Genomic DNA, 12661 nt, shown 5'->3' with positions numbered 1-12661 from the left:
ACGGGGAAACAACATGATGCCCTTTCCCCGCTGAGGTAAATCGGTAATAGCCCTTATTCAGCGTCATCGCTTTCCTGAGGCTGCGACTGCTGACTAGCCGTGTTATTACCATGATAGTTATTCGTGCCAGGATTATTGCTGTGATGAGACACCGGACGAGACGGAACCACCGTGGAGATCGCGTGCTTGTACACCATCTGGCTAACCGTGTTTTTCAGCAAAATCACAAACTGATCAAAAGACTCAATCTGGCCCTGCAATTTGATGCCATTTACCAGATAAATAGAAACCGGAACACGTTCACGACGCAAAGCATTCAAGAACGGATCTTGCAAAGATTGCCCCTTAGCCATTCTATATTTTCCTTATTTACTTGTTGTTTGTAACAAAGAACCCTGTGGCTCTAAAATAGCGGTATAAAAATTTGTGCCGATAATCAGCCAATTGTACACAACCGTCCAACCTATGCACTAACAACCTGCATGACCTTACCCAACGCATCCTGCGGCTCATCGCTATCCAGCCAGCACACATTGTCCCACCCGCGTAACCAGGTTATTTGCCGTTTAGCTAACTGTCGAGTAGCGCAGATCCCACGATAAACCATTTCGTCGTAATCTATTTCACCGGACAAGTAGGACCACATCTGGCGGTAACCGACGCAGCGGATGGAAGGCAAACCCGGATGCAGATCGGCACGGGCGAACAGCGCGCGTGCTTCCGACTCAAAACCTGCCTGCAACATCTGTTGAAACCGTATTGCAATACGCTCATGCAATAATTCACGCGACTCGGGAGCGATGGCGAACTGGTGCACCCGGTAAGGCAGCGCTTCACCCGATGTCTTTATCAGTTCAGTTAAAGTGTTACCTGAAACGGAAAAAACTTCCAGTGCCCGCGACAGTCTCTGCGGATCATTTGGATGAATCCGAGTGGCAGCAATGGGATCAATCTCGCGCAGCTCATTATGCAAAGCTTCCCAGCCTTCTTGCTGCGCCCGCTTTTCAATTTCTCGTCGCAGTTCCGGATCCGCCGGCGGCAATGGCGAAAGCCCTTCGAGCAGCGCCTTGAAGTACAACATCGTCCCCCCTACCAGCAAGGGGATCCGACCGGCGGCGGTGATCTCCGCCATTTCCTTCAGCGCATCGCGGCGGAAATCGGCGGCCGAATAAGCATCAGCAGGATCGAGAATATCGATCAATCTGTGCGGCGCCTGCGACAATTCTTCAGCAGTAGGCTTGGCGGTTCCGATATCCATGCCCCGATAGATCAGCGCGGAATCCACGCTGATCAGCTCAACCGGCAGGGACTGCCGCAACGCCATGGCTAACGCCGTCTTTCCGGAAGCCGTCGGTCCCATAATAAAAATGGCCGGCGGGTACTGCGTCGTTTCACGTTCAGTCATGCTTTAACGCCTTGATGGCGGACTCAATATCCATCACATAAAGAAATTCTGATGGCGGAACTTTGACCCGCTCAGGACAGAGACGTTCAATATCCGCTAATAGTTGTACCGTCTGAGCCTGAGTCCAGCTCTCATGCTCGCTGTACAACCGCCGCGCTATCCACGCCGCGATCTCATCAGAATCTGACTGAGGGCAATCAGCGAGATAGCCTAACAGGTCAGAAATCAAGTTTTGTAAATTTTGTTGTCTTAATGGTAAAGGTACCGCGCGCAGCGTGGCGCGCTGCTGCTCCACCACGATATCAATACCAAAATGCGCCAGCCGTTTTTGGCTCTCCGTCACTGCCGCACGCTCTTTGCTCCCCAACGTTAGACGCTGGGGGATCAGCAACGGCTGTGGCCGTAACCCCTCCTCGCCGGGCGTCATCTGCGCCTGCCGGACATAGCGCTCGGCGACCGGCAGAGACAGCAAGGCCAATCCCTGCTGATATTCCACCAGCGCATAGCAAGGCGGATAGATGGTTAATACGCGCCCCAACCCCTCTGACCGACTGGCCAGCGGGACTTCGCCCTGAGAGGCCCGCGCGATGTTGGCGCAGGGAGACACCGCGGGGGCCGGCGACTCGTCGCCTGAAGATATCGACCGCTCGGAGGCAGGCTGTAGCAGTTTTTGATACAGCTCGCCCTGTTTGCGCTGATACCCCGCTCCGTGAGGATACGGGGCGGGCGGACGCTCCTGGGCTTTGCCGCCGGAAGTCGGCATCCGTGGCGGCGGCTCGGTTTTCACAGGCCGTGCAAAGTGGTTCTCGCCTGCCGCCGTGCGGTTTTCCTGCTGCCAGACCGGCGCCGGCGTCTCGCCCGGCGGGGTCACCGCCAGCGCGGGCGCAGCCGCCTGCTGGAGTACGGTCATCACCGCCTGGTAGATGAAGTCATGCACCAGCCTGGCCTGATGGAATCTGACTTCGTGCTTGGCCGGATGTACGTTGACATCCACATGGTGCGGGTCAACCTCTAAATAGAGGACATACGCGGGCTGTTGATCGCTGCGCAGCTGCTCCTGATAGGCCTGGCGGATGGCGTGGTTAATCAGCCTGTCCCGCATCATCCGCTGGTTCACGTAGCAATACTGTAGATCCGGTAACTGCTGAGAGCCGGAGGGATCGGCTACCCAGCCGCTGATCTTCAGATCGCCATGTTCCCAGGAGACGGCCAGCGCATGCTGAATAAACGCCGTGCCGCAGATGCTGCCGAGACGCCGCTCGTGCTGCGCGGGGTCGGTCACCGCCCGGTATTGCCGCACCGTCTTACCGTTATGGTGAAGATTAAACGCCACATCGAAGCGAGCCAGCGCGATACGCCGAACCACCTCGTCGATGTGCATAAACTCGGTTTTTTCGGTGCGCAGGAATTTGCGGCGCGCGGGCGTGTTGTAGAACAAATCCAGGACTTCCAGCGTCGTGCCGACCGGATGCGCGGCCGGTTTCACCGTCACCGCCATGTCCCGTCCTTCGGCATACGCCTGCCAGGCTTCGTTTTGGTCGCGGGTGCGGGACGTCAGCGTCAGGCGCGAAACGGAACTGATACTCGCCAGTGCTTCGCCACGAAAGCCCAGACTCATGATGGCTTCCAGATCGTCGAGCGTCGCGATTTTACTGGTGGCATGACGCGCCAGCGCCAGCGCCAGATCCGTTTTGCCGATCCCGCCGCCGTTGTCGCGAATTCGAATGAGCCGGCTACCGCCGCGTTCTATGTCGATATCAATGCGCGTCGCTCCGGCATCCAGACTGTTTTCCACCAGTTCCTTAACCACGGACGCGGGCCGTTCCACTACCTCGCCAGCGGCGATTTGGTTAGCCAGTTGGGGGGGTAGAACCAGAATCGGCATCTTATCTCCTTGGTTTACTGCAATGTCGGCCTCAGGCGGCAGGGATAACCAGCGTCTGTCCGAGTTGTACCGTCTGGGATGCCAGCTTGTTCGCCTGCTGGATCGCTTTCATGCTGACATCGTAACGGTCCGCAATCGAACTCAGACTATCACCGCGCACCACCTTATGCGTCACCTTCTTCGCCGTGGTGGCTCTCTGGGTCACCGGGGCGGATCGTGTCTGTGCGATCGTCGATTCCGCGCCGCCCGGTATCCTCAGCCGTTGCCCTACCCACACCAGGTCTTTTTTCAGGTGATTCGCGTCGCGTATCGTCGACATGCTCACGCCGTATTGCGACGCAATCCCCGACAGCGTTTCGCCTTTCCCCACGGTGTGCCGCGTTGCGGAGCCAGCAGGCGACGCACTGTTGGAAACCACCGGTTTAGAGGCCGGCAAGATGGCAGGCCGTTTGTCATGTTTGGGCGCATTCTGCAAAGGATGCGTCTCGAAATAGCCGCGCAGCCCCAGATAGATCGCCTTTGCAATGCGCTCCTGATAGTCGCTGCTGCCCAAAAGGCGTTCTTCACCAGGATTGGAGATAAACCCGGTTTCGACCAGTAGCGACGGAATATCCGGCGAGCGCAGCACGCCGAGGCTGGCATGTTCGGGGCGGACCTTGTGCAGGCTGCCGACGCGCTGCAGTTCGCGCAGCACCTTCACCGCCACGTCATAGCCGACGCGCTGTGAGTGCCCAAACTGTAAGTCCAGCACCGCCTGACTCAGGTAAGGATCGGCGTTGTTATTCGCCAGCAGGTCGCCCGCGCCGCCCAGCAGCTCCGACTGTTTCTCATGCTGTTCAAGCCAGCTCGCCATTTCGCTGTTGGCCCGGCGGTTAGATAGAACCCATACCGACGCGCCTGTCGCACCGCGGTTAGGTGCGGCGTCCGCATGGAGTGATACAAGAAGATTAGCCCCCTGCTTGCGCGCCACGTCGGAACGGCCCATCACGGAAATAAAGTAGTCGCCGTCACGCGTCAGGACCGGTTTGAATACCGGGTCCTTGTTCAGCAGCTCGCGCAGCTTGCGCGCAATGCCGATGGTCACGTTTTTTTCGTGCAGTCCGCCGGGGCCGATGGCTCCGGGATCCTGACCACCGTGCCCGGCGTCGATCGCCACCACAATCTCATCGCCAGTCGACGTTGGACGGCGCGCGGACGCACGCGACGGGGTCGTTGAGGCGCTACTGGTCACGACCGTCGGCTTATTGTTGAACGGGCTTTGCGGCGGCTCGGCGGGCTTAACCGGTTTCGTGGTCGCGCGACCTTCCAACGGTGACGTTCGGTTGGCCGCGCGCTGTAACTGTACGGCGCTCACCGTGAAAACAACGGTGTAGTTGTCGCCGTACTTCGTCGTCGTCGCACGCGTTTTGGCAGGCTTTGTCAATTCAAAGACCAGACGCAGGCTTTGCGCGTCCTTCGCTTCGCTGGTGCGAATGCGATCGATCAGGTTACTACCGCTAAAGGCGAGCGGCAGCCCTTTGATCACGCCGGTTTGCCGGATGTCGATCACGACCCGGTCGGGATTGCTGAGCGGGAAAAACGCATAGACCGGCTGCCCGCTGAAACTCAGGGTGACCTTTGCCAGACCGGAAGCGTTATCGACCTGAATATCTGAAAGATTCGCAGCCCAAAGCGGCCAGGACAGGAAGAGAACAACGCCAAATAAAGCCTTCATCAACCGCACAATCATCACGTCTACTCCGACTGGCCTATCCAACGCGCCGCAATATGTTCGCCTGTGTCCGACTGCACCTGAATATCCGCCTGACGGCCCGCATCCTGATAGCTCAGGTGCAGCACCAAATCAGCAGAAGGCAGTATCCCCGCGCCCTGCTGAGGCCATTCAATCAGACAGATGGCATCCTCCGACAAATAGTCGCGAATGCCCATGAATTCCAGTTCCTCTGGGTCCGCCAGGCGGTACAGATCGAAATGGTAAACCGGGCGCGGCGACAGCATGTATGGCTCCACCAGCGTGTAGGTGGGACTTTTGACGTTGCCTGTATGGCCGAGCGTCTGCAAGAATCCCCGGCTCAGCGTGGTCTTGCCCGCGCCCAGATCGCCATATAGATAGATAATTACGGCGCGGTCGCAGGCCTGCGCCAGTGTCGCACCGAGTGCGATAGTTGCCGCTTCGTCAGGCAGAGGTAGAGAAAATGTCTTCATTCTGTCTTTTCTAAGGATATCCACTCAGGATTTACATACTGCGCCAGTACAGGCATCAAATCCGTCGCCAGTATGCCGCGGGGACCGCGCTGTTTCGCCAGATAGTCGGCGGCGGCGCCATGAATCACACATCCGGCTCTGGCCGCGTCATACAACGACAGTTTCTGCGCCGCCAACGCACCAATAATGCCGGAAAGCACATCGCCCATCCCCCCCGTGGCCATGCCCGGGTTGCCGACGTCGGCGATAGCCAGAGCGCCTTGCTCATTGGCGATCACCGTTCCCGCCCCTTTCAGCACCACGACGCCGCCGTAGCGTTTCACCAGCTTTCCCGTCGCAAGTAAGCGATCACTTTCAATATCGGCAACGCGACAGTTCAGCAGCCGCGCCGCCTCGCCGGGATGGGGCGTCAGGATGCGATTCTGACGTTTATGCGGGCTGATTGCCAGCAGGTTGAGCGCATCCGCATCCCATAACATGGATTTGTTACAATTTTCTACGATCCGAAGGGCATTTCTGCCCCATTCTCCCTGACCCAGGCCGGGGCCGATCACCACCACATCAGCCCACTCCAGACCTTGCCGCAACGTCGCCGTGTTCAGCTCCTGAACCATCAGTTCGGGACGAGAAACCAGCAGCGCGGCAAGGTATTCGCAGTGAGTAAGTACTCGCACCAAACCAGCGCCTGTGCGCAGGGCGGATTCACCCGCCATGAAAATCGCACCGCCGGTCCCCGCGTCGCCGCCGACAATCAGCAGACGGCCATTATCCCCCTTGTGCGCCCCCGGCCGACGAGGCTTGAGCCAGTGTGAAAGATGACGCGGCGTGAGGCGCTGGATCGGCGCGTCCTGACGCGCTACCCACGGCGACAGCGCCAGATCGTCGATGTGCAGCCGCCCGACATAATCGCGGGCATGACCGGTCAGCAAACCGGGCTTCAAAGTGATGAATGTGATCGTATGTGCGGCGTCGATCACCGCGCCAGCAGCATGACCGGTTTCAGCGTTTAAACCTGAGGGAATATCCAACGCGACCGTGGGTGCCGAGTGCGTATTGGCCGCCTCAATCAGTCGATCGTAAGGCGCTCTTGGCGCGGCGGAAAGACCGGTGCCCAGCAGGCCGTCGATAATGAGGTCAAGATCATCAGGCCAGGCGGCCTCCGGCGTCAGTTCAGTGCCGCCGCCAGCGATCCACCGTGCTCTGGCCTGTTCGGCTTCGGACGGCAACGGACGTTCCTCGGAGCAGGCCATCACCGAAACCCGCAGGCCAGTGGCTTTCGCCAGGGTTGCCACCACGTAACCATCGCCACCGTTATTGCCGTGTCCGGCCAGAACCAGCCAGTGCTGAGCTGACGGATACTGCAAGCGTGCCAGTCCGAATGCGGCGGAACCCGCTCTTTGCATCAGCGTATAGAGCGACACGCCTGCCGACTGTGCCGCCCCCGCTTCCTCTCGTCGTAGCCAGTCGGCCCGAAAGACCACATCAGGTAATGCTTCGGACACAGAATTGTTGCTGCAATCGATCATGACGTGCTCCCTCTCATTTCTGCAGATGCGCCCTTGCGCCGACACCAGGCGTGAACGCGATAAAGAAGCCCCTCGGCAATCATTCATGACATCAGGAGCCGCCGAAGCTGACTGAAAACGCCCTATTTCCCGAAAAGGCATCGCAAACAGTTATCAGTTTACTCAGCTACGCGTTGTTGGTGAATGATGGAGCCAGATCAGCGGGAGAAACGCTCATTAAAGAGGCTATCGGGAGGAGATGACGAGGTGGTCAAAAACACGCCGATTTTACATCGACCTCGCCTGTGGATAAATTTAAAAACTCTTTGCCAATCAAGCGTAAAAAAAAGTACAAGTGATCGAACTGGCGCCTTTTATCTAAAATTTATCTTTTAAATTCATAGAGATAAAAAACAGAGTTCCCTGGCCCCTCAGTATGTCATCAAACACCGGCGTCAATAAATCTGTGGATAAGTCTGTTTAAAAACTTATGTGATTTACTTTTGCGGAAAGCAGAAGTGCTCTTGGAGGATAAAACCGATGGCACTATGGGCAACAGGGAATCAACTTATACCATTCTCTTTGTAACATGCTGATTTATAAGTATTTTAAAATACAACATGCGTAAGGGACGGCATTATGGCTCAGTGAATCCGAATTGGCAAGCGCTTTGACTCTCCACTCCTCGACGCGTGTACGGCTGCGAAATTCCGTCTGTAGCAGTTTCCGTCGGCAGGCGACTGTGGCCATGCCCGTCAAAAACGACTTAATTAGGTTAGTTCAATAATCAGGCAATAAATAAAAAAATGGAAACTTTTTTCAGGGTGAAGGGCAGAATGGGATACCTAAAAAGCAGCCGGCTCGCAAAGGCTGACTCCTGCGGCCTGTCGCGCCATCGCCTTTACGGAGGGGCACATGCCTGAATTCTCGAATCTGGTCACTTTTGCTTTGATCTCGCTGGGGTTAGTGCTTACGCCCGGCCCCAACATGATTTATCTGATTTCCCGCTCGCTGTGTCAGGGCCCTAAGGCGGGGCTGATTTCGCTGGGCGGCGTTGCGCTCGGATTTGTGTTTTACATGATGTGCGCAGCAGCGGGGATTACCGCGCTGGTCATGGCTATCCCTTATGCCTATGACGTCTTGCGTTTTGGCGGGGCGCTTTATCTGCTGTATCTGGCCTGGCAGGTGGTGAAACCTGGCGGGCGTTCGCCGTTTGAAGTGCGGGAACTTCGTCCGGACACGCCCTCCAGACTCTTTTTTATAGGCTTCGTCACCAACTTGCTCAACCCTAAAATCGCGGTGATGTATCTCTCGCTACTCCCCCAATTCATCACCCTGGAACAGGGCCACGTACTAGCGCAGTCTCTGGTGCTCGGTATGGTGCAAATCGCCATTAGCGTCAGCGTTAACGCGCTGATTACCGTCGTGGCCGGCTCTATCGCCGTCTTCCTGACGGGGCGTCCCTTATGGAGCGAGATCCAACGCTGGCTGATGGGAACCGTTTTGGCCGGGCTGGCAATACGGATGGTGATGGAAGGACGGCGCTAGCTGCGAACGAAACCGGTGAGGCATGGCTAATGTCGATGGCTACCAGAGCCAGTGATGGTGGCAAAAGGCCTTCAAAGTTTGCAAGTGCTTACTTTATTCGAAAAATGGATGGACAAAATAGGCGTGAAGTCTCCCTTTTCTCCTCCAGAACGGATGCGTTATTGGCGTCCGTCGTCATATAACATGACGTTTACCCGCCGAAATAGTTAGCCCCGAGTGTCTCTTTATCCGTATCGTCATTCACGTGGAATGAAGAGAGACTCCAGCGTTTACCCGTACTGACTTCGCCGAGGTACAGTTGGTATTTGCCTTCAGTGGTCGATGAAAAGAAGACATAGTCAGTGCCATTCACGGGGAAAGCGTCAGAGTTATTACTATCGCAATCGTTAATCGACAGTTGTTCAGCCTTATCACTTGGGTTCACCTTGGTATAAAGCTGGTCGGCTCCGCCCGAGTCCTTCCAGCGCGAGTAAAAGACCCGTCCATCCTGACGAACCGTCGGATAATAGGCCTCCAAACCATTCGGCTTGTCGAAGACCACCTTTTTACCGGTAGCGAGCGTCAGACGATACACGCCCATGAGGCCCGACGCCTTCCCTGCCGCGTAAAACACCAGCTTGCCATCGGCGGACGGATACGGCATCGAGCTTTCTATTATTGATGAGGAGTGAGTCAGATTGGCCTGCGAGCTGAACACCGGCATGTCGTTTTCAAAACTCAACGCCGCCTTTATCACGTCGCCATCCTGCTTGAAAAACAGCGCGGTGCCATCGGCACTGAACTTGGGATCCTCGTTGCTGGTCTCGCCCGTGCTTTTGGTCAGGTTAACCGGCAGGTCGGCTGAATCAACCCGCCACATGAAGATATTCCAGGCATCGTCCTTGATGCCCATAAAGGCCAGCCATTGACCGTCGGGACTGAATACCGCGTTCATCGGGTCTTGGATCCCCCACGACGATGAAGACGCCTGCGTCACTTTTCGGGCGGCGAAGTCGTAGATGAAGATCTGACTGGCGCCGTCTCCATAGCTGCCGTAGGTGTGATAGGCCAGTTTGCCTTGCAGCGTGGAAGGGAACGTTGAATCGCTTTCCGTGACGTGGTCAACGAGACATCCGGCATAAGCTTCGGCGGACGCTCCCGTAAAAAGCGCGCCGCATGCCAGTGCGGTCGCCCACAGGTTACGTGACATAATCAAACAAACCTTATTATTGATGAAAATCATCCCGTCCGAACGGACCTGCCAAGAACATCAACGACCGTTATAACTCAGTAAAATACCGGAGATATTCGGCTAAAAGCCGCGTTCGCCGCTTCCATGACGCCGGCGCTCAACGGAAATGCGGAAAGAAAGTGAAGAGTAGTTTAAGTTTTACCGGCGAAGGGGTAAACCAATGCGACGGCATAAACCAACTGCTTAAGCGCCGGGGAGATTTTCATTGCGGAAGGGGCGTAAACCGCCGAGCATAGTGATCTCGAGCAAAGTGGTCCATTGCGGCACCATCAATGCCGGTCATACAGGGCTACTTCTCCCTGCCCTTGTCCCCTCAGGAGCGATATCCTTGTGACGTTGGCTTTCAGACCCTAGCCGCATGGCCCGAAACCGCACCGCGGGTTCGGCGGAGCCTGGCGGAGTGGGACTGACGACCGAACGGCGCCGGTTGGTCAGAAGCCCCAGCGGGCCATACAACCCTTCGGGGTTAATCAGCGGTTCGGCATCAGAAAATCGTGAATATAAAGATCGCTACGGCGTTTGTCGACAATGTATGGCAACGCGCAAGATATAGCTCGCGCCGCACGGCCCCTTGCGCCTTCGGCGAAGAGCGTTTTACGGCGAACGGGGAGATGCCGCGCTGGGCGTATGCTCTTAGACGTCCGTGAGTGTGTAGTGATTTGTCACTCCCGCTTCCGGCACATGAGATTAACAAGCTGATATGAATAAAAATATTCCCGTCAATAGCCTATTAGATGGCGTGATACGGGAGGAAAATGAGACTACAGGTGTTACCGCTTCGGCTTTGATAGTGGATTATCTGGATGGGTGGGGCCGGAAACGAACAGAGAGCCTTTCGGCTCTCTGTTCGCAAACTTGCAGATGCGCTATCCGCTCTGCAAGCCAAAATTTGGAGCGGGAAACGAGACTCGAACTCGCGACCCCGACCTTGGCAAGGTCGTGCTCTACCAACTGAGCTATTCCCGCTTTGAATTGACGTTCACGTGGCTTGAACCCATGAAGTCATTCGATAAGTAAAACTCTCAATCTATTGATTAATCACGTTTTTATCTACGTCTTCCGAAGAAGTGGGCGCATTATGTCTCTCTTTAAGGAGGATGGCAAGCCCTTTTTTAGCCTGACGGACCGGAAACGGTTTATCTGCTCATTAGAGCATCAAACTATGCTTTTTCTGCTATTTTTGCAGACGGTTTCGTCGAGCCCGTCACCGTCGTCCGCGGGGTCCGGCGCAGTCCCGATGGGTCAGCGCATCACGCGGGACGATGAGATTAATCGCCGTTTTCCTTTTCCGTATGATGGATGCAGATAGACCAAGAAAATCGTTTGCTTAACACAAATAGCGGCATTTCGACCAAATTTACGCTGGTCAGATTTTTCGCTTCTCAGTAGACTGACTCACCGCCGTCTGGTTGAGCCGATCGGCCATTATGCGGCAACCATGCATCACGCTCTGACTCTGTTTACGCTCTCAACCCCATTTTCCAGCAGTTCCCGCCGCACAACGCGATGCGGAACCAAGCAGATGGGCGGCGGGCGTATTGGATAAATGAGGAATATCTGACATGACCAACGCATCTGCTGCGGGAACAACCCCGGTAAAAGAAGATGAACCTGCGCTTTATCGAAAAATCGTCTGGAAGCTCATCCCGTTTCTTTGTTTCTGCTATTTGGCCGCCTATCTGGACCGTATTAACGTCGGCTTTGCCAAGCTACAGATGGTGGAAGATTTACACTTCAGCGAAACGGCCTTCGGACTCGGCGCCGGACTGTTTTTTGTCGGCTACATCCTGTTTGAAGTCCCCAGCAATCTGATGCTGGAAAAGATCGGCGCCAAGGTCTGGATAGCCCGCATCATGATCTCATGGGGCCTATTGTCCACCTGCACACTGCTGGTGACTACGCCGGAACAGTTCTACATCCTGCGTTTTCTGCTCGGCGCGGCCGAAGCCGGCTTTCTACCCGGCGTACTTTACTATCTGACCCAGTGGTTTCCTTCCCATCGGCGTGGCCGGGTGATTGCCCTGTTTATGATCGGCCTTCCCCTGTCGAGCATTGTCGGCGGACCGATTTCCGGCTGGATCATGATTCATTTCGATCAGCTCCACGGCCTGCGTGGCTGGCAATGGCTGTTTTTGCTGGAAGGCCTGCCCAGCGTTCTGCTGGGTATCCTGACGCTTTGGGTGCTGCCCAACAGCTTTCAGCAGGCCAACTGGCTCAACGATCGGGAAAAAACGCAGATTGCTCTGGCGCTCAAACAAGACGAGGCCGAGAGCCGCCATTCGCATCACCGCTTCCGGGAAGGCTTTTTCAATCTGAAGGTGTGGATGCTGGGCGGCATAGACTTTTCCATTTTGCTGAGCGCCTACGCGCTGGGATTCTGGATGCCGACGCTCATCCGGCAAGCGGGCGTGGCCGATCCCTTTCATATCGGACTGTTGACCGCGCTTCCCAGTCTGGCAGCACTGTTAGGAATGCTGGCGATTGGCGCCAGTTCGGATCGCCACCGTGAACGCCGCTGGCATATCATCGTCCCTTTCCTTATCGGTGCCGTCGCCATGGCGGCAAGTACGTTCTTCACCGACAACGTCGTCGCCACGGTATTGCTCTTTGCTATCGCTCAGGCCACCATCATCGGCGCGGTGCCAGTCTTTTTCAGCCTGCCAGCCACCTTCCTCACAGGAACCGCCGCGGCGACGGGGTTTGCCCTCGCCTGTTCGCTGGCCAATATTGCCGGTTTGGTGAGTAACTCACTGATGGGATTTGCTCTGGATCTGACCGGAAGCAGCGCAGGCGCGCTGTGGTTTTTTGCCGCTTGCCTGATCGTCAGTTCGCTGCTGGTAATCGCCCTGCCCCCGAAGGTCGTCAACCGATGACGAAGACGC

General features: G+C 56.2%; 9 protein-coding genes and 1 tRNA gene. 2 read left to right on the top strand and 8 right to left on the bottom strand.

Annotation, left to right across the window (positions count from 1 at the left end):
* Window positions 1-53: 53 nt before the first annotated feature.
* The 6 genes from hfq to nnr form a co-directional block, all read right to left on the bottom strand.
* Window positions 54-353 carry an RNA chaperone Hfq gene (gene hfq, locus I6N93_RS01880; RefSeq protein ID WP_085687969.1) on the bottom strand — a complete coding sequence of 100 codons (300 nt, stop codon included), beginning with the start codon at window positions 351-353 and terminating at the stop codon, window positions 54-56.
* 110 nt (window positions 354-463) lie between these two features.
* Entirely contained in the window at window positions 464-1405 is a 942-nt protein-coding gene (miaA, locus tag I6N93_RS01875) for a tRNA (adenosine(37)-N6)-dimethylallyltransferase MiaA (protein ID WP_085687967.1), read from the bottom strand.
* The gene (mutL, locus tag I6N93_RS01870) at window positions 1398-3290 is read right to left on the bottom strand and encodes a DNA mismatch repair endonuclease MutL (RefSeq protein ID WP_085687965.1); all 1893 of its coding nucleotides are present in this window, start codon (window positions 3288-3290) and stop codon (window positions 1398-1400) included. The genes miaA and mutL overlap by 8 nt, the downstream gene beginning before the upstream one ends.
* A 31-nt stretch (window positions 3291-3321) precedes the next feature.
* Entirely contained in the window at window positions 3322-5019 is a 1698-nt protein-coding gene (amiB, locus tag I6N93_RS01865; RefSeq protein WP_085687963.1) for an N-acetylmuramoyl-L-alanine amidase AmiB, read from the bottom strand.
* A gap of 5 nt (window positions 5020-5024) precedes the next feature.
* Entirely contained in the window at window positions 5025-5495 is a 471-nt protein-coding gene (tsaE, locus tag I6N93_RS01860; RefSeq protein WP_085687961.1) for a tRNA (adenosine(37)-N6)-threonylcarbamoyltransferase complex ATPase subunit type 1 TsaE, read from the bottom strand.
* Window positions 5492-7021, bottom strand: coding sequence for a bifunctional ADP-dependent NAD(P)H-hydrate dehydratase/NAD(P)H-hydrate epimerase (gene nnr / locus I6N93_RS01855; RefSeq protein ID WP_085687959.1), 1530 nt, complete (start codon window positions 7019-7021; stop codon window positions 5492-5494). The genes tsaE and nnr overlap by 4 nt, the downstream gene beginning before the upstream one ends.
* Window positions 7022-7915: 894 nt before the next feature.
* Between nnr and I6N93_RS01850 the strand changes: the two genes are divergently transcribed.
* Window positions 7916-8548, top strand: a complete 633-nt coding sequence (locus I6N93_RS01850) for a LysE family translocator (RefSeq protein WP_085687957.1) — start codon at window positions 7916-7918, stop codon at window positions 8546-8548.
* A gap of 190 nt (window positions 8549-8738) precedes the next feature.
* Here I6N93_RS01850 and I6N93_RS01845 read toward each other — a convergent pair whose 3' ends face one another.
* Together I6N93_RS01845 and I6N93_RS01840 are read right to left on the bottom strand one after the other, a co-directional pair.
* Window positions 8739-9737 (bottom strand): TolB-like translocation protein, encoded by a 999-nt coding sequence (locus I6N93_RS01845; protein WP_112092168.1) that lies wholly within the window; start codon window positions 9735-9737, stop codon window positions 8739-8741.
* 932 nt (window positions 9738-10669) lie between these two features.
* Window positions 10670-10745, bottom strand: a tRNA-Gly gene (locus I6N93_RS01840).
* 596 nt (window positions 10746-11341) lie between these two features.
* Here I6N93_RS01840 and I6N93_RS01835 point away from each other — a divergent pair.
* Window positions 11342-12652: an MFS transporter gene (locus I6N93_RS01835; RefSeq protein ID WP_085687953.1), complete on the top strand. Its 1311-nt coding sequence runs from the start codon at window positions 11342-11344 to the stop codon at window positions 12650-12652.
* Window positions 12653-12661: the final 9 nt, after the last annotated feature.

It is taken from the genome of Lonsdalea populi, from assembly GCF_015999465.1.
Taxonomy (GTDB): Bacteria; Pseudomonadota; Gammaproteobacteria; order Enterobacterales; family Enterobacteriaceae; genus Lonsdalea; species Lonsdalea populi.
The sequence above is the reverse complement of the archived record's forward strand: the minus strand, read 5'-3'. Positions and strand labels throughout refer to the sequence as shown.